Raw genomic sequence first — 22,625 nt, 5'->3', positions numbered from 1 at the left:
CATTTAAGTGTTTCAAATTGTGTCAAAAAAATATAGAATAGTGATTGTAGTAGATTTTATTTCATAAGGAGAGTTAGAAATGTTCAAAATTCAAGAAATTCGTGAAATTATTAAATTAGTAGATTCTTCTTCAATCGACGAGTTCGTTTATGAAGTAGATGGCGCAAAAGTTAAATTAAAAAAGAATGGTGTTGTTGTTACTGAAACTGTGGCACCTAAAAAAGTAGAAACAGCCCCTGTTGTACAACAATCTGCACCAGCTACACCTGTAGCAGCTCCAGCTCCAGCAAAAGTTGAAGAAGCACCCGCAACACCTGCAAGTAACGACCCATCGTTACATAAAATTGTATCACCAATGGTAGGTACGTTCTATGCAGCTCCAAACCCAGATTCACCAGCATACGTAAAAGTGGGCGACAAAGTAGGCGACGAAACAATTGTTTGTATCGTAGAAGCGATGAAGCTATTCAACGAAATCGAAGCAGAAGTTAAAGGTGAAATCGTTGAAGTACTAGCTAAAGATGGCGATTTAGTAGAATACGGTCAACCATTATTCCTTGTAAAAGCTGAGTAAGGAGTGCAAACCATGAAAAAAGTTTTAATCGCAAACCGCGGCGAAATCGCTGTACGTATTATTCGTGCTTGTAAAGAGTTAGGCATCAAATCAGTTGCCGTATTTTCTGAAGCAGATGCAGATGCATTACATGTGAAGTTAGCAGACGAAGCTTATTGTATCGGTCCGAAGCTATCAAAAGATTCTTATTTAAGCTTCCCAGCATTATTAAGCGTGGCAGAAAAAACAGGAGCAGACGGTATCCATCCTGGTTACGGTTTCGTTTCTGAAAATGCTGATTTTGCTGAGGCGTGTGAAAATGCGGGCATTAAATTTATTGGTCCTTCATCTGATTCAATTAAAATCATGGGGATTAAAGACGTTGCTCGTACAACAATGGAAGCTGCAGGTGTTCCACTTGTTCCAGGTACTGGTATTGTACCAGATATCGAAACAGGTAAAGAGTGGGCTGCGAAAATCGGTTACCCTGTAATTATTAAAGCAACTGCTGGGGGTGGCGGTAAAGGTATCCGTGTAGCTCGTACAGAAGAAGATCTTGTAAAAGGCATTGATATTACGCAAAAAGAGGCTGCTGCAGCGTTCGGTAACCCTGGCGTATATTTAGAAAAATTCATCGAATACTTCCGTCACTGTGAAATTCAAGTGTTAGCTGATAGTTTCGGTAATGTCGTACATTTAGGCGAACGTGACTGTACAGTACAACGTCGTATGCAGAAGTTAGTAGAGGAAGCTCCATCTCCTGCACTATCATCTGAACGTCGTGCAGAAATGGGTGCAGCAGCGGTGAAAGCAGCCGAAGCCTGTAACTATGAAGGTGCTGGTACAATCGAGTTCATCTACGACTATCAAGAGGACAAGTTCTACTTCATGGAAATGAATACGCGTATCCAAGTAGAACACCCAGTAACAGAAATGATTTCTGGTGTCGATCTTGTGCAACAACAATTAAAAATTGCATCTGGTGAGAAACTTCCATTCACACAAGATGATATTAAAATAAATGGTTGGGCAATTGAATGCCGTATTAACGCAGAAAATGCATACAAAAACTTCATGCCATCAGCTGGTACTGTAGACACTTACATCACACCAGGTGGCTATGGTGTACGTATCGATTCTGCTGTTTATGCAGGTTATACAATTCCTCCATACTACGATTCAATGGTAGCAAAACTTATTGTTCATGCTGATACGCGTGAAGAAGCCATTGCAAAAATGAATCGCGCGCTTGGCGAATTTGAAGTAGCTGGTCCTGGTATCAATACGACAATTCCATTCCACCAAGCACTAATGAACAATGACGTTTTCAAATCTGCGCAATTCAACACGAAATTCTTGGAAGAGAACGACGTATTAGGCGTTGGAAAGTAGACGTAGCTTGATTTAGCGCTACTCTAACCGTTCATTGATTGGTGAAGGTTGCGGAATCAATTTACCGATATTTATTTGACGGTGGAATAGAATTAAGAATAAAACAAAACGGAATATCGTATATGTTTTACCCTCTAACGAATATTTGTTAGGGGGTTTTTTGCGTGGCTAGAAAAGGTCAACGTTCTGGCGTTTTCGATTTAGAGTATTCGCCGCCTATTAAATTGGTCAAGGAATCGCAAGAATACACAGAGTCATTAGGACAAGCTAAACCACGGATTATGATTGACGTTAATGCAACAAATCAGACAAATAATCGCATTAGCGCGCGTACAGCATTCTTAATTGTTAAAGAACAGATGCGCCTTGCGAATATTAGGCAACAGACGATTAAAGAGTACGAATATGTTTATAATCGGCTATTAAAAACGATGCAAATTAACTATTTAGACGAGCTAACACTCGAAAGTTTATACGGATTTTTGGACGCTTTAGGTGACGTTAAGGATATAACAAAACAAAGTAAATTGCGGGTCCTTAAAGCTGTATTGAATCGCTTTTATGATAACGGGTGGTTGAATCGGAATTTCTGGAGAGAAGTAAAAATTAAAGTGGACAACAAAATTAAGTCGCCAGCAAACGAAAATAATTTAGCAATTCTATTGTCGTTATTAGACATGTCGAATTTTATTCATTTCCGCGATGCAGTCGCAGTTTTAACAATTTATAAGTGCGGTTTACGTATGAGTACGTTAGTTCAATTAGAAGAAAAGCATATCGACTTTAATAATCGGATTTTAGTTATACAAGGAGACATTATGAAAGGTCGCGAAGCTGTGAAGTTACCTTTTGATGATGAATTAGATACGTTCTTTAAACGATTGATTAGGCAGAATGATATTATTCGCAAACATTACCGTAAACAAAACGAATATTTATTTGTTAGCAAATTCGGTGATCGTATTTTTTCCGATAAAACTCCTAACGCCATTACGAAGAGACTTTCTTACTATGCAAAGAGATTCGGATTAGAGCAAATAAATCCTCACGCAATCAGACGATTGTATGCCGTCAATCTATTAAAGAAAGGCGCGAATGTCGCTTTAATCAGCAAAGCATTGTCGCATAAGTCACTTGCCACAACAACCGTTTATCTCGGATTAACTACCGACGAGGTTGCGAATAACTTACGGGACTATTTGTAAACAGAAAAAAGCCGCTGGTGTTGACGCACTAACGACTTCTAACTTAATATCTACGCTAAAAATTGCCTGGCAGCAATAGCGTTTCTTAGGGTTCATTATATCGAAATTTTTTCGATGGTGCAACTTCTATTAAGTGCATCCTTTTTTAGCAGTAGCGACGAGGTAGCCCACTAATTCGTCGATAATCTAACCTGGTCAGAGCCGTCCGTCTCACTGCAAACTACGGAATATATCGCAGATACACGTTTCCCTGTTAACTTAGCGACGAATAGCGAGCACGGCTTTACGGTGCGGTGGTTTACTGGCTCTTTGCGGAGAGGGTAACTATGACCATGCGTTAATACGCGCATACAGGACAGTAATTGTATGAGGTCATAGCGGAAGAAATTCCGATACGAACAGGGCAACGGGACAACCTCAGACGTCACATGACGCTAGTTATTGCGTATTTACTTTATGTCGCTTACTACGTTATATTCTGTGGTTTGCAACATAAGGTAACTACGTTTCTGCCGATTTCCTAGAGCGAGCGCCATTCTGCTAGTTATTGGGTGCGGGTGTCAATACATAAAAAATATTATAGAAATTTGTAAGGTTAATATATAATGTATAAAGAGAGGTGGTTGGTGTTATTTGTACAATTTAGATAATTTTACATTAAGTGATTTACATAAGGAATATGATGGTCTAGATGTAGTAGAGAATTGTCCTCACTGTAATATATCAATATCCCCAATATTAATATCACATCATAAATTTTATGATGAAGCTATGAATTTACCGATGCATACACTAGTTTTACAATGTAATAGAAACAAATGCTCAAGAATATACTTGGCTGATATATGGCTACAATCTGTATTTCCCGGCAATGATGTGGTAGTAATAGATCATCTTATATTACCTAAAGTAAATGTAGTTTTCAATGACCCAAAAATTGCAGAAATATCCCCGGAGTTTATTAGTATTTACAACGAATCACTGAAAGCAGAAAGTATGGGGTTGCTAAAAATATGTGGATGCGGGTATAGAAAAGCCATTGAGTTCTTAGTGAAGGACTATATAATTAGCTCCAATAGTGAGAACGAAGATTTTGATATTAATGATATTAAAAAGTCTACAAGAGTGATTAAGCTGATTGAAAAATATTTTGATGATCCAATATTGATAAGTGTTGCAAAAAAATTATTTTGGTTAGGTAACGATGAAACTCATTATGAGAGAAAATGGGAATCTAAAGATATAAAAGATATGAAAAATTTAATCGAAGTATTCTTATATAAAATCAAAATGGATTTATCTATTCAAAAGTATAATAATGAGATGGGTATATAAAACAATAATATTGAGAAGCAAAGCAACCAATTAGTTGGCAAGTCACTTTTCTAGGATTTAATTAATAATAGTCTATTAATAATTGACTTATTTTTCATAAAGAGGTATTCTATATATAGAATAAAATAACATATTTGATGTTTTGGTACTACTATATGTAGTTTAATAGGGAAGTTCGGTATTATTCCGACGCTGTCCCCGCAACTGTGAGGCTGACATTGATTAATATCCACTGTGCTTTTTGAGTACGGGAAGGTAATCAGCGGAAGAAGCTAAGCCAGGAGACCTGCCAAACACTAATTTTCTCTAAGACTTTTAGTGTTTAGCTAGTTTCGAGGTTTACTTTTTCCGCTTTTTTGTTCTCGAAATTTTGCTTGCTAATTTTATTAGAGGTTTTATTCTTAAACTTTTATAATTGGCAGGTGATAAAATAATGGAATTTGCAAAATTAATTGTTGATGTTGTATCTTGTGTTTGTATGATTATTTTTGGGATATTAAGTGTATCTAAAACGAAAAATGAATAATTTTATGATAATGAAAATAAGAAAAGACGATAGCCGTTATTGGCCGTCGTCTTTTTTGTCGTCTACTATTTCAATAAGATCACTAATTTCACAATTCAAAGCTTTACAAACCTTCTCTAATGTATCGAACTTTATTCCATCAGTTTCCTCATTATATAAACGTGAAAGGCCATTTCTATGTAATCCAGTTTCTTGCGCTAATTCAGAAATCTTCATTCTTTTTTCGCCTAATAAACGAGATAAATGTACTTTAATCATATGTAATCACATTCCTTTTTTATTTTATTTTACACTGTAGTGTTCGTAATATCAAATTAACGTTGACAATGAACACTGTAGTGTATATTATATTAACTATAAAGCACACTGTGGTGTGCAAAAATAACACTATGGAAGGCGGAATGTGAAATGTTTACGACGTTAGACGAAGGCAAATGGTTAACAGACAATGAAGTTTGGTCAGTAGAGTATCAAATTGTATCGTTTGAAAAAGAAGGCGTATTCTCAACGTCTTATCGAGTGTATGTGAAGCGACGTAATTATAGATGGAATTACACAATTCCCACGATTCCAGTTCCGTTATATGTACAGGAAATGATTGACGACACTATTCGTAAGTGCAAGCGTTTAATAGCAGAGTATACGAAAAAAGTAGCCGACCAAGCTACAGAAATTGTTATCGCAGATAGTAGTGACTACTTAGATAACTACGAGGCTGTATCCACAGAGAATGGCGCATGGCGAACGATTGTTATGCGTTTATCAAATAAAGCACTTAAAACAATTCCGATTTTCGATCATATGCATGTAGTTTGTTCTGATTTCTATCGTGCCTTAATAGTTGATGGGCAGGAGTTAGTAATAGGGGGGATTTCGGCTTGAAACAAGGAGTTGAGTGTAAAGATAAGAAGGTGTACATTAAGTTACTAGCGAAAGCAGCAGTCGATTTAGTTAAAAGGGTAGACGCATATTTTTTCGGTGAAGATGGCGAAGATGGTGAATTGAGAGTGTGGTATTACGGTACGACAGCATTTTCTATCGGAGTAGCTTTTTTTATATATGTAATGATGTAATTAACGGCAATTTAAATTTGGCTAGGTGAGGTTCCAGACGTTTCTAGCCTTTTGTTTTCCCTTCGATAGATACTATGACCTAATTCGGACAAATCGGCATAAAAGTAGTGCATAATTCGGACACCTAAAAAGTGGATTGGCGCTTAGAGTCGCAAGGGATAGCTCGATTTTAGGCGTCAAATTATTTCTTAGTCTTTAATTACGTTGTAACGAGAACCTTCGCCAATATAGATATTAGATGATATTTACTTGGCGTTAATATTTATTGATCTCACATTGATAATCATGGGACGGCTTGCCGGCACATGGGGCGAAGCCCGAAGATGATTTAACTCGTTACGAGTCTTTGCTGACGCAAATTCTCTACGTCGGCTAAAGCCTCCGTCTCATAACATTATTGATGATATCTAGCGATTGTAATAATATCATTGTAATAGATGGACGCGGACTTATTTTGCGTTCTTTGCAAAATGAGGACGCAAAGTGTTTAAGGAAGTTGTTACAACTTCTCGGACACCTTCGGTATTAGCGCACAATATCGGCATATCAATACATATTTAGCGTAATTCTTTTCGTGTGCGGATGGTAAGATAAGATAGATAAGAAGCCCGTGCAAGTAGTGTTAGTCTTACGGAGAGTAAGCGTGAATGCAGTTTTTAAGTGGGACGTAAAGGGATGGTAATTCCGACTATTCGGGACATAAAGGGCATGTAATTTCAAAAAGTAAAGGATGATGACTATGACGAATGATTTCAGAGAACGAATCAGAAACTACCAAAACAGTGGTGATAGATTAGTAATTGATGAAATTTTGTACGGAACTACATTTGATTTTATGAACGATCCAACACGCCAGCATCAAATAGAAGGAAATGCATTGAAAGTGCGAATCGACTTACCGCGCCATGAATATTACATTTCATATCGCATTAGAGTGTTACGTGACTTTGCGTTACAGGAATACATCGGTGTTCTAAGAGGAGCAGAATATGAGGATTTTTGCTATTATATAACCGCTTTGAAGTATGAGTATGGGATCGACTTCGGTGCAGAAGTAATTAAACATAACGAGGAACTTGAATATTATCGTCTAACTATGGCTCTATTTGAAAAAATCGATGCCAGACGTGATGAAATCCTCGAAAATGTTTATGACCATCATTTCACGGGATTTTACCGAGGTTATCATAACTTCCGCGATAAAATCATCGAACAAGAAAGTGCAGCAGTTGTAGCTGCGGAGCAAGTAGATAAAAACATCGTACAAGCGTTAGAGCGCGCTTTAGGCTATGTTGATACAGCGAAATCGGAGCGAGAAATTGTGCGTTATGTGAACTCGGCATTTTCCACTAAATTTGGTGAGTTAGAACTTGAACGCAAAGGCATGAAGCGCATCTATCGAGTAAACGGCCAAGATAAAACAGTTAAGCTATTTGTTAAGAAACATTTTCCTGCTAATCTTTACGGAGTTATTTTGCCAGGAATAAAGGAAAGACATTTAGATGAATTATCAAAACAACAAGTCGAATTTATTCAACAGGCACACGATATTATACTTGCAGATAGAAATGTACAAGATTTAACAAATTACAGTTGTCGTGCGAACGGTGCAGCACTTATAAAACGTGATTATTTAGCAGAAAAATTAGAGAAAAGTCCGGAAAGTGTAAGAAAAATGCTCTCACGTATCAAAAAAAGAGTCACAAACTGACGTATTAATAATTATTAGGGAAGAAGAAATAATAATTCAAGCTATTTAATCAAATATCTAACGACTACTACCAAAATAACCGCTTAGTTGGCTATATAGGTGAGGAAAGGCGTTATGTATCACTCCGAAGTCACATTTACGGGCATTAGTTGGTTTATATATTGAGGAAGTAAATTCATAAAATCTAGGCGTCCATTTACGGGCGTCTTTTTTAATTGGCTTTCTTGTGGTGTTAAAAATACTACGAAGTCAGAAAGGAGCGTCTTACCGTGAAATTAAACGCACATCAAATCAAGCAGTACCGTGAGGCACTAGGAATTACGCAAGGAGAATTATCGAGAAAACTCGGAATATCGTCGTCAACACTAGGCGCAATAGAACGTGAAGAACGTCGCCTTTCTGACGCAGTAGCAAGTAGAGCCAGTTCCGCATTGCGCGAAGCAAGTCGCAGGGTTATGGCAGCCACCGAAGAAATTCAATCGCTTGCCCACGCATTACAAAAATAATAGATGAAAAGGAAGATGACTATGACAACAGCAATTACAGGAAAAGAATTCGTACAGCTACACCCGAATACACGACAACAGGTATTAGCTCAAAAGCTAGATTACGTGGTAGTTGACGGAAAGCCTTATGCTACAGAAACTGGCGAATACTTAGGAGATAAGTATGTTCACGATTTAGTCCCGCGTCGCACAGAAGCGCAATCAAAAGTAATTCAATCTAAGCAAATCCTCGGAAGTCACGAAAAAGAAAACGGAGGCTTCGTATTCACCTTCTTTAAACAGTCACGCATGATAAGCGAACGATTCCCAACACTCAACAATTCCGATATTGCACGCCTAATGTACCTCGGTACTTACATCGCATGGAATACAGGGCGCTTGCAGTACGATAATGGACGAGTGATTGACCGCGAAGGCTTTGAAAAGTTGATGGGATTAAGTACAAAACGCTCACGCGAACTATTAAAACGCTACGTAGAGGCGGAGATTTTAGCAGAACGAGATGATTGTATCTTTATGAATCCAACGGTATTTTATCGAGGAAATGTAAAGACAATCAGCCACGCAGTATCAGATATGCAACACACGCGATTGTTCAAGAAAACGATACGTGACTTATATGAGAAAACAAACGGCAAAACGGTTGGACAGCTTGCGCTAGTCTACTCAGTTATGCCTTTTTTAAATTTCGAAACAAATACAATCTGCTTCAATCCAGACGAAACGGACCTGGATCGTCTACGCCCGATGGGACTAGAGAAACTTGCGGTTCTATTGGAATATGCAAACGCAGGTAAGTTAAAAACGGCATTAAATCGCGTTCAGATAGATGGACAAGTAGTATTTAGCTTCTATGAAAATCCGCGAGACAGACGTGAGAAACGTATCACAGTCAATCCTCGAACAATCTTCGCAGGAACTGGTGAGCAATTAGCTGCGATTATGGTGCAGTTCAATTAAACAAAGGAAAAGGAGAAAGATTATGACACTAACCATTAAACAAACAGTAACAGAGACAGGTCCTGGGACAGTAGAGGTCGTTATAGAATTGCCTAACGAAAGTACATTCCGCGAGGTTTACCATAATGGAAATCTCGTATTCCCTGCGTTTGTTTCACTGCGTAAAGTTTTGCAGCATTATAAAAAAGCAGAAATTTTAGTGACTACAACGAGTGAGCCACTGGCAATGGAGTACAACGACGAGTACCAAAACCCTAATGCTCGCTTATTAATGGAATTAGTAAATGTAATCGTGCGAAACGGCTTGACCGTTAGTATTGAATATATTCAGTAAAAATTAACAGATGAAAAGGATGATGACTATGACAAAGAAAACAGAACAACAAACAGATGCTAAAACGATGGAGATGCTATACGCTATCAGTCTTTCATTAACACGCTTAGAGGGCAAGTTAGATGTAATTGTTGCTCAAAGTAAAGGCGGTGCATGCTAATGAAGGTTTGCACTAAATGTGGTACTAAAACCAAACATTTTTACAGTATGAAGCGAACACACTGCATTGAATGTGAACGGAAGGACGCTCGGTATCGTATGGCATCGCTTGAAAATAGAGCTCGAGGTGCTTTCCGACATGCAAATAGAAAAGCTAAGCAATTCGGGGTTGCAAACGATTTAACTTACGACGATGTTATGTACTTGTTTAAGTTAGCTGGCGGAAGATGTGCATATACAGGTAGATTTAGCAACGATTTATCTCTCGAGCATGTCATTCCGATGTCAGCAGGTGGTGCGAATACGATAGGCAACATTATTGTCGTTGATGTCAGCGTAAATCGAAAGAAAAATGATCGTAGTTTCCTCGAGTTTATCGAGACAAAATATAATCCATACGATGTTGCGCCCCTCGTAAAACTGCTGGCAGCGAGAGGTAACCGTGATTATGAGGTGCTATATGACGAGTTATATGAGTTCCAACGAGAAGAATGCAACGCGTGGTACAGACGACTTATAGACAAGCACAAGCAGGCTGCAGTATGACGAAAATAAATAGAGAATTTGAGGCGTGGAGATTGGATGACGATTTCTACGCCTTATATGTTGGCGCGGGATACCCTTCCGCAATCAAGCGTATCAGAGCCAGGAAGGATTACGCGGTCATGGCAACCTATCACACTCGCGAGGGTAAATTACACGCAATACAATTCAAAATTCCAGTTAGACTGCGGAGGGGCTTGAAATCTGTATTAAAACGACTAGAGAACGTTTCCTACGTATAAACTATCAACCAACTTATTTTAGCGTGCTAGAAATAAAGAATCATCGAAAATCGTTACCCATGACCGCCGAAACTGGAAGGGCGGTGAGTGTTCCATAAACACACCATAGTATCCCACATTAAAAACTTAGGAGGAAATAGAAAATGACAAATGAAACAACAGAACAGTCAGAAAAAGAAGTAATTGAGGAACAAGTAACCGATCAATCGCCAGAGCAAACGGAAATTGACGAGTTACGAGCGCAAGTAGTCGAGTATGAAGCGTTAAAAGCGCAAATAGCAGAGCAAGAGGCGACTCAAAAAGCCGAGATATTCGCACAGAAGGTCGAACAATCTGGCGTTAAAGACTTCGATAAATTACAGCCGTTCCTTGACGCTACAAAGCTAGAAGGTGATGCACTCGACGAACTGCTCGGCATCTTGCAGGGTATAAAGCCAAAGCAGACACCGATTGGCGCAGCGACTAATGGCGGTAATGATACAAAAACAGTTCATCAAACGATGCTAGCGAACGCAGAGGCAGTAGCCAAACGCACAGGATCAGCAGAAGATATTGCCGCATTTAGCGGACTAAAACAAAAAATTAAACAATTTGGAGGACGACGATAATGACAAACGCAATTAATACAACAAACTTAGTAGGTAAGAAAGAATCTGTAGTGGACGAGGTACTTTTACTTAATCCAAACCAAACACCTTTAATCAATTTACTCGGTTTTAGTCAGCCAGTAACGAATACCATTCATCAGTGGTATGAGGATAGTGTATTCGCAACAAAAACAAAAGTAACGGCGGTAGCAACTGCAGTAGCGACTGAATTAGCAGTAGAAAGCGTAGAGCCGTTTGTAGTTGATTCGGTTGCACAGATTGACGAGGAGTTAGTTCTTGTTACTGCGATTGATAAATCAGCTAAAAAGCTGACAGTTGAGCGAGGATATGCGGACACTACTGCGGCAGCTATCGTAAAGGACGCTGTTATCGAGTTCCAATATGATATGACTCCGGAGGGAGCAGACGCACCTAAATCACGATACAAAGCACGAACTCCGCAAAATAATGTATCGCAAATTTTTATGGAGACGGTAGAGGTAACGGGAACGGCACAAGAAGTTGATCAGTACGGTATTAATGATCTATATAACTACGAAAAAGCGAAGAAACAAGAAGAAGTAGCGCTACAACTTGAAAAATCGCTTATCAACGGTATCAAGCTGGATAACGGCATTGTGCGTCACATGGCCGGCTTACGTCAGTTAATTAAGGCGAATGTCATTGACGCTGCTGGAACAAAAGTTACCGATAAAATGCTAACTGATTTAGCGCAGACAGTATTTGAAAGTGGCGGTTTAGCTGGTGGTGGTAACCATGCGTTTATTGTATCAGCGCATCAAAAGCGTGCAATCAGTGAATTACAAAACGATAAAATCCGTATCACACAATCTGAAAATATTCGAGGACAAGTAGTTGATCATCTAATTACCGACTTTGGGAAATTCCCGATTGTAATGAACGCTAACGTCAAGACGAATGAGATTTTCTTAATTGACATTAGCCGCACGAAAATCAAACCGTTAGGTGGACGTGGATTCTTCCATAAAGAGTTGCCGGAACAAGGCGACCGAAAAGCCGGAATGATAATCGGGGAATACACACTCGAGTTCAAACAAGAGGCGGCACATGGTCGTATTAAAAATTTAGCGTAACAATTTCCGGGAGGCTTGCGATTAATTTCGCAGTCTCTCTTTCTATTACGCCGGAGTCGTTACCGGCATCATAAGTGGGGCTTGCGTTTAGCTGTTTTAGGCGCGGGCTTTACCTCCGTGTTTTAGCATGGCGCACTTTAATTAGTGCGTTGTGCCTTTTTTATTATGTGAGATATTCCCCGCACCTACGAATTGTTTTGTTGTCATAAATAAATCCTTTTTGGCGGTTACGGCTTAACTGCGTTATATTTTTCTGTTTACAATACATGGAAAAAGTTTTATTTTTAAATTTAAGGAGGCGATTAAGTCTGATTAATAAAGAACTCATAGTAGGAATTGTAAGGATAATGAAAGAACTGCATATAAATGATCCTGCTATTTCCGAATGTTGGGATCGACTGGTTATAGAATTCACCAACGAATTTGATACAATCGAATTTTTAAATTCTTGTTCAGAAGAAGAAGTTTATTGGATATCATCAGTTTTTGATGATCTAGCGTACAAATTCCCCAGTAGAAAATATTTAGATTGTATTAAACAGTTGGCGAAAAAGTACCCGGAGATAGACATGGCACATGATATTGAACTCGCAGAATCATATATTTTGTAAAACCGCGCTCAGTTTTAAAGAGTTGCGGTTTTTTATTTTTAAGAAACGGAAGGGGATACGAGAAATGAATAGCGCAGATAAAGAAGCAGAAATTTTAACAAATGCAACGTTATTGGCAGGAGTTTTATTAAAGACAGATGCAAGTGAGCGTGAGGCGATGTTACCGAAGTTAAAAGCATTCGAAACAGAAGTAAAAGCAACTCAACTAGAGGTTCATAAAAATTTAAAGAGATTAGTAATTCTGACTGTAAATGCTGCGATTAGATACGTTACTAGTGGAAAGCAATCAGACGCAAAACTAACGCGCAGGCACGGGAACGAAGTCGCTAAAGAGTTTAGTCGATTAAAAAGACTTGCACAGCGTAGGGGACGTGATTAATCTATGGCAGTAAATTTAACCGCAATATTTCGTGTTCGAGATCAAGGCACTTCAAGACTTCGGCAGATAACGCAAATGATGGACCGTATGAATCGAACAAGCCGCACTACAAGCGACAGTATGGCGCGATCACAAGTGGCCGTAAATAGATTGGGTGGCGCTGTATCTAACACGTCAAATCGTATGAACGGCTTTTCTACAAGTATTAGCCGATTGCACGTAGGTTCAAATGGATTGAGTGCTTCGTTCGGAGGGCTTCAAAGCACACTCGTTGGGTTGGCCAGCGCATATATAGGTGCGAATGGTGCTGCGAAATTACTGAATGCTACAATCGGACAAGCTGCTCAATTCGAGCAAAGTAAAGCGATTATTCAAGCAGCATTCCAGGACAATGGTGCAACTAAGCAGTATATGAAGATGGTCGATAAAATTGCGATTGATAGCCCGTTACTCAACTCTGGAGAGATGTTTGCTGGATCTAAAGGTCTACTAACTTTAACTAAAGATATGGGACAACTTGAAAAATCTTGGAAACTTGTTGAGCGTCTTATTGCCAGTGATCCGACGAAATCAATCGATGATGCTGTGAGGGGGCTTCGCGAACTTGCATCTGGAGATACGATTTCCTTACGTGATGTATTTAACCTCGATAAAAACATTTTAAACGATGTTAAAGGTGGTTCATTCGAGGAGCAACTGGCGGGAATAGATAAAGCGTTAAATAAGATGAACATAACACAAAAAACCGTTGAGGCAATGGGATCGACTACACTTGGTAGATGGAATAGCCTTAAGGAACGAGTCGGTACGTTATTCCGTGACGCGGGCGATAAATCAAATACAAAACTAGGTGACTTTTTAAAACGTATAAATGATTCAATTGATAAATTAGATGTAAAAAGCATCAGCGATAAATTGGGTGATTATTTAGGAAAAGCAACAGATAAAGCGATCACACTGTACGACGCATTCATGAAATGGCGCAAACCAATAGCGTATGCAGCCGGAGCAATCGGAATGTTTGTAGCTGCGTTAGCTGTAGTAGGTGTTATCGCAGCACTCGCGAATCCAGTCGGATTAATCGCTGCAGGAATTGCCGCCGCAGCAGTCGGAGTAAAGGCGCTCTACGACAATAGCGAAACGTTCCGAGGCATTATCGGCAGCATTGTCGGAAAGGTCAAGTCGTTAGTGGGCGCGTTTAAAACTGGCGGCACTGGTGGATTAATTGACGCTATCTTCCCCCCAGACATTGCTAAAAAAGTGAACGCAGTAGTAGGCGGCATTAAGGCGAAAATATCCGAATTGATGGCAGCATTTAAATCTGGTGGAGTTAAAGGAGTATTCGACGAGATATTCGGAGCTGGATCGTTCGCCAAGGTTAAGGCGAAATTCGAGGAAGTAAAAGCGTATGTTACCGAAAAAGTAACGCAATTATCCTCAGTATTCGGACGGTTGAAGGGAGCTTTTACGCAAGTATGGACGACAATTTCTAGCATAATTTCGAACCTTTGGACGGTCATTCAACCGTATTTAAGCGGACTTTGGAACCTACTGCAAATTCTCGGTGATGTTGCGGTACTAGTTTTCAATAACGTTATTGCTCCAGCTCTTTCGTTTGTTGCGCAGCTATTTTCGACTTTATGGACGATTGCCCAGCCGATTATTAACGCTATTGCACAAGGATTCGAGTTGCTGTCTAAAGTAATTAAATGGCTGTGGGATAACGTACTAGCGCCACTTGTCGAATTTATCTTAACTGGCGTTAAAAATGCGTTCGACATATTCTCTGATGCGTTATCTGGCGTACAGGGATGGTTCGAGTCATTAAGCGGATGGATTTCGACTGTGTCCGGACATATAAAGGATTTTGTCGGGTTTGTAAGTTCCGTTAAGATGCCTGACTGGTTGTCCGAGGGAATTAATTCTACCGTATCATTTGTCGGAAATATGATTGGCGGAGACAAAGGCGGTAAACCGGATGGCTCGCATTATCACGGCCTGGACAACGTAAGGTATGACGGGTATCGAGCAGTTTTGCATAAGGGCGAACGTGTGCTTACTGCGAGCGAAAATAGACAATACTCACAAAACGGCGGAGGATCGTCTCCCGGAACTATTTCTATCGCTAAACTTGCAGATAGTATTATAGTACGTGAAGAAGCTGATATTCGTAAAATTGCAGATGCGCTTGTAAGTGGAATACTAGAGAAACGTGGGGTGACGGCATGAGTGCATTTAAACCGGAAATAATAAAGGAAGGCGATGGAGTTACTCGTTTATTAAATGTTATAGAATATGTCGGCTATAATCCTGATGGTCGTATTCGCACGGCAACGGTGACTAGTGAGTATCCGAATTTTAGAATACGAGTAACTGGAGATACCGTTGATACTCCTTCACAGGGTATTACTAGCAATCCTGACCTGTTCAATCGAACGGAGACCGTAAAAATTGATGGTGTTACCCGAACAATTGAGTATCCTAACCGATTAGTTGTGGGTGCTAGGGTGTTGGTTTTTGAGCCTGCGCATCAACAGCTGCTTTACCTATTAACGATGGGAGTATAACTATAAAAAGGGCAGGCATCGGCTACTACAGCGGTGCTTGCCTATTTTTTTATGAGGAGTGATTAGATGGTACGAATCAACATTAAACCTTTCGAGATAAAAGATACGGAAATGGCACGCTTGGAACGTGAAATGAAAGGAAATTTGACGAAAGTATTGGCGATAAAAATTGACGTAGAGTATTACGGAAAACTGACTCAACAACAGATCGCGGATATGCTTGGAATTGCTCGTATGACGCTTTATAGATGGAAGCGATATGACTATATTTTTGAGTACGAGTTAGAGCGACAGCACGAATTAAGGTCGGAGCATTACCGTAAAGAATCTCGCAAACTTTCGGATAGACGACGTATTAGTGCATCCGCAATTTTAGGAGATGAAGCCTATTTACGAATGGCGTTAGGACTTAGCAATTAGCGTGAGGTGTAATATTAAAATCGGCATAAACGTTCATATTAACGCATTTTAATGTTACATTTCTCCCCTTTCTGCAACGTTTTGGACGATAGATTTATCGGGGAGACGTCGTTTTTGGACGCGCAGGTCAAACATTTTGAAGGCGAGAAAGTGACGATTTAGCGCGGTTTACATAGGTTAGATAACGTAATGTTAACGCAGATTACAGCGGGCAGGCAGTTGCGATGGACGGGGCGGTCTGAAACTCACGGGGTAGTTATTGGTATCACAACTTAAAAGAATTGACACCGTTATGCCGATGTAGTAGTATCAAGGTATCGAACGGTATCATAATAAGGTATCATTTAAGGGGCGGAAATAATGGCTAAATACGGATATGCACGTGTATCAACCGCGGGCCAAGAGTTAGAGGCGCAAATTCAAGCGTTAAAAGAGGCTGGCTGCGATACTATTTACGAGGAGCATTTTACAGGTACTAAGACGGACAGACCGGCATTGAATGAAGTATTGGGCGTCTTGCGAGAGGGAGATACGCTTATGGTGACGAAGCTAGACCGACTTGCACGTAGTGCTACGCAAGGGAGCGAGTTAGTGAAGCGTCTCATTGACGATGGTATAACGGTTCACATACTGAATATGGGTGCGATGGATAACAAGCCAACGTCTAAGTTAGTGAGAAATATATTCTTCGCCTTTGCCGAGTTTGAGCGCGATATGATTGTTGAACGAACACAAGAAGGCAAAGCAATCGCACGTCAACGTGAGGGCTATCGAGAAGGACGTAAGCCAACGTACACAAAAGCGCAGCTTGACCATGCTATGAAGCTAAAAGAAACGAATAGTTTTACGCAAGTTGCGAATTTAACTGGAATTTCAATTGCGACATTGAAAAGAGAAAGTGCAAAACGGAAAGCAAATGCGATCAATAACGACTAAACATCGTTGTTGGTCGCTTCTTTTTTTGCGTTGAAATTGCGTTACCCCAAGCACTCGATTCTGACTGGCGCTTTCTGCTGTTCGGACCTCACATACAACTTTTTTTATTTTGGAAAAATAATGGATAATTTTCTGAAAGATTGTTACTATTCAACTAACGGGGCAGGTTAGTTGAAGAAAAGAATTGGGCTTTTTCCATGGTAAAATGTAAATAATTAATAGATGATTTCAAGTATAAGGATTTTCAATCACAGGGGGGCAGAATAATGAAGCTAATAAAATTAGCATTTACAGGATTATTGGTAAGTGGATTATTAACAGGGTGTACGAATGAAGGAACGAAGGTTGCACAAGATAAAACAGAAGAAACGAAAGTTGAACAAGTAAAAAAAGAAGCCGAAGTAAACGACCCGAAGACCTGGAAAGACGTTTCAACGCCTGAAGGCTTCAACAGCTATGGAATTGAACCAACATTGGAAGCTTGGATTGCCTATCACGCTGAAGATATAACCAAAACAACCGACGTGAAAGAATATTACCCGAGGGCATATCGTCTCAGAAACGAAATGAAATATTTTCGGATTCAAGGTGACGACCTTCAAAAAGACTTTGATAATTTGGAGGTTCTTCAAACTTTGATGGGTAATCTTGTTTATTCTATTTCGGTAGCAGAAAAGCAAGGAATTGAAACGGCAGAATCCTATGACGAATTAAAAAAATCTTTTAAGTATTTCACCGAACTAGTTCACGATATCGATATTGTAATAAATCACGACGGAAAGGGTGAAACATTCGGGTTCACGCACCAATTAGACGGGAAAAAAGTTGAGGAAATTGAAACGTTTATCTATATAGACTAACTAGTTTTGAGGTCACTTCAAGAAGGATTACAGCTTTTTTTGAACCTATTACTAACGGATGCTTTAGTTTAGTATTCCGTCTATTATTTTGACCCCGGAAATTTTTGCTATAATTTTTTAAACTCGGGCGGTTAATAGAAAACTGTAATATTCGGCGCTGTCAGACGCATCGAGAAACGAATAGTCGAATAGTTGGTCGGGTGGATCCGTCTGAATGGCGCTTATATTTATATTAAATATGTTAATTATGTAAAATTATGTAATTAAATAAATGCGATTTGACTTGCGTCAGTTTTGCGTCATAGCAAATTCTCCGTAATATAACAATATCGCAAAGTACTGCTAATTTATATCCGTCAAGATTCCTTTGTTTTGCCGTGACAATTTCGAATAATTTAGCGGATATTTAGAACAATCTATTTACGCTAGAATATCGGAATGAGAGTGAGGTAATTAAAAATGTGGGAAAAAGATTCGTTTACTATCGGAGAAATTATGGAGGAGTTGAATCTAACCGATGCTCAAATTCGCATAATTCTTAGTAAAATGCAGGACCGAGTAGATAACTTTAGCGAGAAATTAAGAAATGGAGAACGCCGATTAAATAATCTAGAGGTAACAGTAATTGAATTTGTGCACGCACGTACTAATAAAGAGAGAATCCAAGATGACGCGTGTGATCTAGCAGTATCTATTTTTTACCGAGATAATAAACCCCGAATAATAAAAGAGTATTTAGAAACGGAACTGCAACGTATAGGGGAGACGGAATGAAATACGACTTGCTATTCGCATAGAATATCGGTAATATTGTCGTTAAGAGGGTGTAATAGTACGTTAAACCCGTTTTTGTTTTATTCTACCGATTCATTGAACGTTGAAGGTTACGCAATCATAAGCGTTTATATAAATCGATAGGACGACAATTCCATTCCACCAAGCACTAATGAACAATGACGTTTTCAAATCTGCGCAATTCAACACGAAATTCTTGGAAGAGAACGACGTATTAGGAACAAACAAATAATTGATTTGTTAATACCCTTCTGACTTTTACTAGTCAGGAGGTTTTTTTGCGTCTAAAGAGAAATGGGGGGGATTATTTGTTTCTATTTTATGTTAAAATTATTAATTAATAGAAATAGCGAATTGATAGGGGGCTAACATGGTTTTTTATAATTTTGAAGAATACGATGACCCGACTTTATATGATAAAGAAAATGAACAATACATGCCCGAATTGCCATTTTTGCAAAAATGGGCATCAAATACGCAAGGTACTATTATTGATTTAGCTTGTGGCACGGGGAGAATAACTATTCCATTGGCTACAAACGGTTGCAAATTGATAGGAGTAGACATACATGAAGGCATGTTAAATGAGGCAAAGAAAAAGGCAGCTAATCTTGATTTGCCAATCAAATGGGTGGAACAAGATTGTACGAAATTGAATTTAACAACTAAAAGTAATTTCATCTATTCAGTAGGTAATACATTTCAACATTTCCTTACAAACCAATTGCAAGATGAATTCCTTTCCTCTGTGCACAAGCATTTAGAAATTAGTGGCATTTTCATTTTTGGTACAAGGTTCCCGAGTGTTGAGGAATTGCTGCAACCGAGCACAGAAGAATATTGGAGAACTTATACTGATAGTGAAACGCTTCAAATTGTAGACCTTTATACGATTAGTCATTATGATTCATTAAATCAAATTCAACACTATACGACGAATAGAAAGTATAAAAACAATGATGGTCAAATTGTAGATGAAAAGAGCACTAAAATTAGCTTAAGATATGTCTTTCCAAAAGAAATGGAAAGATTGTTGTTTTACAATGGCTTTGAAATCGTTGCAGTTTATCAGGATTGGAACGAAACGCCAGCCACAAATGATAGTTATGAGTTAGTATATGTTTGTAAAAAAATAAGCAAATGAAAAATTGAAATGATTTTCTTTTCCTTCAACTTTAAGTAGATTGAAGGTTTTTTTATGTAAGCATCCTAAAGAACTTACGTATAAGCATATATCTTATCCCAGAAGTTCATGATGTAAAAATTAATATAGTTTATTCATTAAGAAAAAATTTAGCCCCCAACCAATAATTGAAACAACAATAATACTCCAAGCATGTTTCTTGCGCTGTTTTACACCGACAATTCCCATAATCAATCCTAATAATGGAAATATAATTAAACCGATAATATATGCAAAAATATTGTAGGTTTGATAACTGTATATTTCGCTTTCTTCATTTTCAATTGTTTCAGTTTCCATCTTCATTCCCCTATCTACTGCTGTCTGAATAATCTTTATGTATTATAGCATTTAGGAAAAGAGAATGGTAGATAAATGGAAAAGGGGGCGTGAAGACCAAATAAGCAAATTCCTTTAGCTAGAAAAATGCTGCTTGTTTTTGGGCGTTTTTGGATGGAAATGATTGAATGTAGTTTTTTGATGTTCTATAATAAAACCGTAAAACGAATGGCTGGTGGATGGATTGATTGAACTTAAAACTGTAACATAAACATCCAAAAACAATCACGAAAACCACTTAAACTTCTTGATAAATCATAGGAAAAATTTCTAGGGGGATATCAAAATGAAAAAAACATTCAAAATTACAGTACTAGAAGGTTTACATGCAAGACCATCGACATTATTAGTAACAACTGTGTCCTCATTTAAATCGGACGTTACCATTACATACAAAGATAGATCTGCAAATTTAAAATCAATTATGGGCGTTATGTCACTGGCGATTTCACTGGGTTCAGTTATAGAAATTTCAGCTGAAGGTGCAGACGCACAACAATTAATGGATAAAGTAACAAAAGTAATCATCTCTCAAGGGATTGGTGAAGAATGCTAGAAATAAAAGGGATTGCTGTTTCCGATGGTATCGCTGTAGCGAAAGCTTATTGTTTAGTTGAACCCGACTTGTCGTTTAAAAAAGAAAGGATTGAGGATATCGATGCAGAAAAGGATAGATTGCAAGAGGCGATTATCAAAGCAAAATTGGAATTAGAAGATATCCGCGCTATTGCCAATCGAAAATTCGGCGCTGAAAAGGCAGCTATTTTTTCCGCGCATTTATTGCTGTTAGCTGATCCAGAAATTATGGTAGCAATTGAAACAATAATTAATGATGGCTGGAATGCAGAATTTGCTGTCCAAAAAACCGCCAATACATATATTGAAATGTTTGAAGCAATGGAAAATGGATATATGCAAGAACGTGCGGCAGATATTCGCGATATTTCAACTCGCTTACTAGCTCATTTGATAGGTATAGAAATAGCGGATTATAGCCGTATATCTACAGATGTCATTATTGTTGCGGAAGATTTAACTCCATCTATAACGGCCCAATTAGATACATCCTATGTAAAAGGCTTTATTACTAATATAGGGGGCGAAACTTCACATTCTGCTATTTTAGCGAGAATGATGGAGATTCCCGCTATTGTGGGCACTAAAACAGCCACGCAAGATATTGTGCAAGGGGCTCCAGTTATTATTGATAGTGCGAGTGGCAAAGTAATTATAAATGCTACGGAGGAAATACTCGATAATTACTTGGAGAAACAGAAAGCTTACAATGAGAAGAAACAATTACTGAAGCAATACTGTTTTAGTGATAGCGTGAGCGCTGATGGTTATCGTGTAGAAATTGCAGGGAACATCGGGAAGCCAGAAGATGTGGAATCGATTATTGCAAATGGTGGGGATGGAATCGGACTATTTCGTACCGAATTTTTATATATGGATCGCCATGAATTGCCAACTGAAGAAGAGCAATTTATAGCGTACAAAACGGTTCTTGAAAAAATGCAAGGCAAACCTACTGTCGTTCGCACATTGGATATTGGTGGCGATAAAAACCTTCCTTATTTAAAACTAGAGCATGAGATGAATCCTTTTTTAGGTTATCGTGCAGTACGTCTCTGTTTAGACATGCGGGGCATTTTCCGTACGCAATTACGTGCCCTTTTAAGAGCAAGCATTTACGGTAATTTGAAAATAATGTTCCCAATGATTGCAACACTTGAAGAATTTAGAGAGGCAAAATCATTATTATTTGAGGAAAAACAAAAGCTTCTAAATGAAGGAATTGCAGTATCTAAAACGATTGAAGTAGGGATGATGGTTGAAATCCCATCTGCAGCAATTATTGCTGATGTATTCGCGCAAGAGGCTGATTTTCTATCAATTGGAACGAATGATTTAATACAATATACTTTAGCAGCAGACCGTATGAATGAAAAAGTTTCGTATTTGTATCAGCCTTATCATCCTGCCATTTTAAGGCTTGTGAAAACAGTCATTGAGGCTGCACATAAAAATGGTAAATGGGTAGGAATGTGTGGTGAAATGGCTAGAGACGAAATAGCTATTCCAATTTTGTTGGCGCTTGGATTAGATGAATTTTCAATGAGTGCTCCGTCTATATTAAAGGCACGTGCACAAATTGCGAAATTAGCTAAAACGGAACTAACTGAGCATCTTGAGCAAATATTTAAACTAACGACAGCGCTTGAAGTAGAAGGTTACGTTAAAAAGTATTTATTAAAATCGTGTCAATAAAATTTATAGTTAAATTAGGCTGT

Annotated in this window: 27 protein-coding genes and 1 riboswitch; of the genes, 25 read left to right on the top strand and 2 right to left on the bottom strand. The window is 38.6% G+C overall.

Annotation, left to right across the window (positions count from 1 at the left end):
* The first annotated feature begins 79 nt into the window (after nt 1-79).
* The 4 genes from accB to FH508_RS14935 all read left to right on the top strand — a co-directional run bounded on the left by accB (nt 80) and on the right by FH508_RS14935 (nt 4,485).
* Complete coding sequence (gene accB, locus FH508_RS14950) at nt 80-574, top strand: acetyl-CoA carboxylase biotin carboxyl carrier protein (protein WP_173479062.1); 495 nt, start codon at nt 80-82, stop codon at nt 572-574.
* Nucleotides 575-586: 12 nt separating this feature from the next.
* Complete coding sequence (gene accC / locus FH508_RS14945; protein ID WP_173479061.1) at nt 587-1,945, top strand: acetyl-CoA carboxylase biotin carboxylase subunit; 1,359 nt, start codon at nt 587-589, stop codon at nt 1,943-1,945.
* A 164-nt stretch (nt 1,946-2,109) separates the two neighbouring features.
* The gene (locus FH508_RS14940; protein WP_173479060.1) at nt 2,110-3,150 is read left to right on the top strand and encodes a tyrosine-type recombinase/integrase; all 1,041 of its coding nucleotides are present in this window, start codon (nt 2,110-2,112) and stop codon (nt 3,148-3,150) included.
* Nucleotides 3,151-3,783: 633 nt separating this feature from the next.
* Nucleotides 3,784-4,485: a DUF4145 domain-containing protein gene (locus tag FH508_RS14935; RefSeq protein WP_173479059.1), complete on the top strand. Its 702-nt coding sequence runs from the start codon at nt 3,784-3,786 to the stop codon at nt 4,483-4,485.
* Nucleotides 4,486-4,611: 126 nt separating this feature from the next.
* Nucleotides 4,612-4,794, top strand: a riboswitch (cobalamin riboswitch).
* 253 nt (nt 4,795-5,047) lie between these two features.
* Here the strand turns inward: FH508_RS14935 and FH508_RS14930 are convergent.
* The gene (locus tag FH508_RS14930) at nt 5,048-5,269 is read right to left on the bottom strand and encodes a helix-turn-helix domain-containing protein (RefSeq protein ID WP_173479058.1); all 222 of its coding nucleotides are present in this window, start codon (nt 5,267-5,269) and stop codon (nt 5,048-5,050) included.
* Nucleotides 5,270-5,419: 150 nt separating this feature from the next.
* On the opposite strand from FH508_RS14930, the gene FH508_RS14925 reads away from it, so the two are divergent.
* The 19 genes from FH508_RS14925 (at nt 5,420) to FH508_RS14840 (ending at nt 19,953) form a co-directional block, all read left to right on the top strand.
* Entirely contained in the window at nt 5,420-5,893 is a 474-nt protein-coding gene (locus FH508_RS14925) for a hypothetical protein (RefSeq protein WP_173479057.1), read from the top strand.
* Nucleotides 5,890-6,084, top strand: a complete 195-nt coding sequence (locus FH508_RS14920; protein ID WP_173479056.1) for a hypothetical protein — start codon at nt 5,890-5,892, stop codon at nt 6,082-6,084. The genes FH508_RS14925 and FH508_RS14920 overlap by 4 nt, the downstream gene beginning before the upstream one ends.
* 739 nt (nt 6,085-6,823) lie before the next feature.
* Entirely contained in the window at nt 6,824-7,795 is a 972-nt protein-coding gene (locus FH508_RS14915; RefSeq protein WP_228134085.1) for a hypothetical protein, read from the top strand.
* A gap of 269 nt (nt 7,796-8,064) precedes the next feature.
* Nucleotides 8,065-8,301 (top strand): helix-turn-helix transcriptional regulator, encoded by a 237-nt coding sequence (locus tag FH508_RS14910; protein ID WP_173479054.1) that lies wholly within the window; start codon nt 8,065-8,067, stop codon nt 8,299-8,301.
* A gap of 21 nt (nt 8,302-8,322) precedes the next feature.
* Nucleotides 8,323-9,261, top strand: a complete 939-nt coding sequence (locus FH508_RS14905; RefSeq protein WP_173479053.1) for a hypothetical protein — start codon at nt 8,323-8,325, stop codon at nt 9,259-9,261.
* Between the two features lie 22 nt (nt 9,262-9,283).
* Nucleotides 9,284-9,595, top strand: coding sequence for a hypothetical protein (locus FH508_RS14900; RefSeq protein WP_173479052.1), 312 nt, complete (start codon nt 9,284-9,286; stop codon nt 9,593-9,595).
* Between the two features lie 28 nt (nt 9,596-9,623).
* A complete protein-coding gene (locus FH508_RS23955; protein ID WP_255639585.1) occupies nt 9,624-9,755 on the top strand; it encodes a hypothetical protein in 132 nt (43 codons plus the stop codon).
* Nucleotides 9,756-9,853: 98 nt separating this feature from the next.
* Nucleotides 9,854-10,300 carry an HNH endonuclease signature motif containing protein gene (locus FH508_RS14895; RefSeq protein WP_228134084.1) on the top strand — a complete coding sequence of 149 codons (447 nt, stop codon included), beginning with the start codon at nt 9,854-9,856 and terminating at the stop codon, nt 10,298-10,300.
* A 382-nt stretch (nt 10,301-10,682) separates the two neighbouring features.
* Nucleotides 10,683-11,147: a hypothetical protein gene (locus tag FH508_RS14890; RefSeq protein WP_173479050.1), complete on the top strand. Its 465-nt coding sequence runs from the start codon at nt 10,683-10,685 to the stop codon at nt 11,145-11,147.
* Nucleotides 11,147-12,241, top strand: coding sequence for an SU10 major capsid protein (locus tag FH508_RS14885; protein ID WP_173479049.1), 1,095 nt, complete (start codon nt 11,147-11,149; stop codon nt 12,239-12,241). The genes FH508_RS14890 and FH508_RS14885 overlap by 1 nt, the downstream gene beginning before the upstream one ends.
* 347 nt (nt 12,242-12,588) lie before the next feature.
* On the top strand, nt 12,589-12,852 hold the full coding sequence (locus FH508_RS14880; protein WP_173479048.1) for a hypothetical protein: 264 nt from the start codon (nt 12,589-12,591) through the stop codon (nt 12,850-12,852).
* A 64-nt stretch (nt 12,853-12,916) separates the two neighbouring features.
* On the top strand, nt 12,917-13,231 hold the full coding sequence (locus FH508_RS14875; protein ID WP_173479047.1) for a hypothetical protein: 315 nt from the start codon (nt 12,917-12,919) through the stop codon (nt 13,229-13,231).
* A gap of 75 nt (nt 13,232-13,306) precedes the next feature.
* Nucleotides 13,307-15,460, top strand: a complete 2,154-nt coding sequence (locus FH508_RS14870; protein WP_228134083.1) for a phage tail protein — start codon at nt 13,307-13,309, stop codon at nt 15,458-15,460.
* Complete coding sequence (locus FH508_RS14865) at nt 15,457-15,798, top strand: hypothetical protein (RefSeq protein ID WP_139860714.1); 342 nt, start codon at nt 15,457-15,459, stop codon at nt 15,796-15,798. The genes FH508_RS14870 and FH508_RS14865 overlap by 4 nt, the downstream gene beginning before the upstream one ends.
* 66 nt (nt 15,799-15,864) lie before the next feature.
* Nucleotides 15,865-16,218, top strand: coding sequence for a phBC6A51 family helix-turn-helix protein (locus tag FH508_RS14860; RefSeq protein ID WP_139860711.1), 354 nt, complete (start codon nt 15,865-15,867; stop codon nt 16,216-16,218).
* A gap of 360 nt (nt 16,219-16,578) precedes the next feature.
* On the top strand, nt 16,579-17,154 hold the full coding sequence (locus tag FH508_RS14855) for a recombinase family protein (RefSeq protein WP_173479045.1): 576 nt from the start codon (nt 16,579-16,581) through the stop codon (nt 17,152-17,154).
* 266 nt (nt 17,155-17,420) lie between these two features.
* Nucleotides 17,421-18,014 carry a hypothetical protein gene (locus FH508_RS14850; protein ID WP_173479044.1) on the top strand — a complete coding sequence of 198 codons (594 nt, stop codon included), beginning with the start codon at nt 17,421-17,423 and terminating at the stop codon, nt 18,012-18,014.
* Nucleotides 18,015-18,473: 459 nt separating this feature from the next.
* Nucleotides 18,474-18,788 carry a hypothetical protein gene (locus FH508_RS14845; RefSeq protein WP_173479043.1) on the top strand — a complete coding sequence of 105 codons (315 nt, stop codon included), beginning with the start codon at nt 18,474-18,476 and terminating at the stop codon, nt 18,786-18,788.
* Between the two features lie 391 nt (nt 18,789-19,179).
* Nucleotides 19,180-19,953, top strand: coding sequence for a class I SAM-dependent methyltransferase (locus FH508_RS14840; protein WP_173479042.1), 774 nt, complete (start codon nt 19,180-19,182; stop codon nt 19,951-19,953).
* Nucleotides 19,954-20,073: 120 nt separating this feature from the next.
* Here the strand turns inward: FH508_RS14840 and FH508_RS14835 are convergent, their stop codons facing one another.
* Nucleotides 20,074-20,292 (bottom strand): hypothetical protein, encoded by a 219-nt coding sequence (locus FH508_RS14835; RefSeq protein ID WP_173479041.1) that lies wholly within the window; start codon nt 20,290-20,292, stop codon nt 20,074-20,076.
* A 325-nt stretch (nt 20,293-20,617) separates the two neighbouring features.
* Between FH508_RS14835 and FH508_RS14830 the strand changes: the two genes are divergently transcribed.
* Together FH508_RS14830 and ptsP are read left to right on the top strand one after the other, a co-directional pair.
* Nucleotides 20,618-20,887 carry an HPr family phosphocarrier protein gene (locus FH508_RS14830; RefSeq protein WP_173479040.1) on the top strand — a complete coding sequence of 90 codons (270 nt, stop codon included), beginning with the start codon at nt 20,618-20,620 and terminating at the stop codon, nt 20,885-20,887.
* Nucleotides 20,881-22,602: a phosphoenolpyruvate--protein phosphotransferase gene (gene ptsP / locus FH508_RS14825; RefSeq protein ID WP_173479039.1), complete on the top strand. Its 1,722-nt coding sequence runs from the start codon at nt 20,881-20,883 to the stop codon at nt 22,600-22,602. The genes FH508_RS14830 and ptsP overlap by 7 nt, the downstream gene beginning before the upstream one ends.
* The last annotated feature ends 23 nt before the right edge of the window (nt 22,603-22,625 follow it).

The organism is Lysinibacillus sp. CD3-6 (assembly GCF_006351725.2).
GTDB lineage: Bacteria > Bacillota > Bacilli > Bacillales_A > Planococcaceae > Lysinibacillus.
The sequence above is the reverse complement of the archived record's forward strand: the minus strand, read 5'-3'. Positions and strand labels throughout refer to the sequence as shown.

Bases quoted from the DNA above. Each gene is read 5' to 3' on its own strand.
- accB (WP_173479062.1), top strand. From the start codon at position 80: ATGTTCAAAATTCAAGAAATTCGTGAAATTATTAAATTAGTAGATTCT.
- accC (WP_173479061.1), top strand. From the start codon at position 587: ATGAAAAAAGTTTTAATCGCAAACCGCGGCGAAATCGCTGTACGTATT.
- FH508_RS14930 (WP_173479058.1), bottom strand. From the start codon at position 5,269: ATGATTAAAGTACATTTATCTCGTTTATTAGGCGAAAAAAGAATGAAG.
- FH508_RS14925 (WP_173479057.1), top strand. From the start codon at position 5,420: ATGTTTACGACGTTAGACGAAGGCAAATGGTTAACAGACAATGAAGTT.
- FH508_RS14915 (WP_228134085.1), top strand. From the start codon at position 6,824: ATGACGAATGATTTCAGAGAACGAATCAGAAACTACCAAAACAGTGGT.
- FH508_RS14905 (WP_173479053.1), top strand. From the start codon at position 8,323: ATGACAACAGCAATTACAGGAAAAGAATTCGTACAGCTACACCCGAAT.
- FH508_RS14900 (WP_173479052.1), top strand. From the start codon at position 9,284: ATGACACTAACCATTAAACAAACAGTAACAGAGACAGGTCCTGGGACA.
- FH508_RS23955 (WP_255639585.1), top strand. From the start codon at position 9,624: ATGACAAAGAAAACAGAACAACAAACAGATGCTAAAACGATGGAGATG.
- FH508_RS14895 (WP_228134084.1), top strand. From the start codon at position 9,854: ATGGCATCGCTTGAAAATAGAGCTCGAGGTGCTTTCCGACATGCAAAT.
- FH508_RS14890 (WP_173479050.1), top strand. From the start codon at position 10,683: ATGACAAATGAAACAACAGAACAGTCAGAAAAAGAAGTAATTGAGGAA.
- FH508_RS14885 (WP_173479049.1), top strand. From the start codon at position 11,147: ATGACAAACGCAATTAATACAACAAACTTAGTAGGTAAGAAAGAATCT.
- FH508_RS14880 (WP_173479048.1), top strand. From the start codon at position 12,589: ATGAAAGAACTGCATATAAATGATCCTGCTATTTCCGAATGTTGGGAT.
- FH508_RS14875 (WP_173479047.1), top strand. From the start codon at position 12,917: ATGAATAGCGCAGATAAAGAAGCAGAAATTTTAACAAATGCAACGTTA.
- FH508_RS14870 (WP_228134083.1), top strand. From the start codon at position 13,307: ATGATGGACCGTATGAATCGAACAAGCCGCACTACAAGCGACAGTATG.
- FH508_RS14865 (WP_139860714.1), top strand. From the start codon at position 15,457: ATGAGTGCATTTAAACCGGAAATAATAAAGGAAGGCGATGGAGTTACT.
- FH508_RS14860 (WP_139860711.1), top strand. From the start codon at position 15,865: ATGGTACGAATCAACATTAAACCTTTCGAGATAAAAGATACGGAAATG.
- FH508_RS14855 (WP_173479045.1), top strand. From the start codon at position 16,579: ATGGCTAAATACGGATATGCACGTGTATCAACCGCGGGCCAAGAGTTA.
- FH508_RS14850 (WP_173479044.1), top strand. From the start codon at position 17,421: ATGAAGCTAATAAAATTAGCATTTACAGGATTATTGGTAAGTGGATTA.
- FH508_RS14845 (WP_173479043.1), top strand. From the start codon at position 18,474: ATGTGGGAAAAAGATTCGTTTACTATCGGAGAAATTATGGAGGAGTTG.
- FH508_RS14840 (WP_173479042.1), top strand. From the start codon at position 19,180: ATGGTTTTTTATAATTTTGAAGAATACGATGACCCGACTTTATATGAT.
- FH508_RS14835 (WP_173479041.1), bottom strand. From the start codon at position 20,292: ATGGAAACTGAAACAATTGAAAATGAAGAAAGCGAAATATACAGTTAT.
- FH508_RS14830 (WP_173479040.1), top strand. From the start codon at position 20,618: ATGAAAAAAACATTCAAAATTACAGTACTAGAAGGTTTACATGCAAGA.
- ptsP (WP_173479039.1), top strand. From the start codon at position 20,881: ATGCTAGAAATAAAAGGGATTGCTGTTTCCGATGGTATCGCTGTAGCG.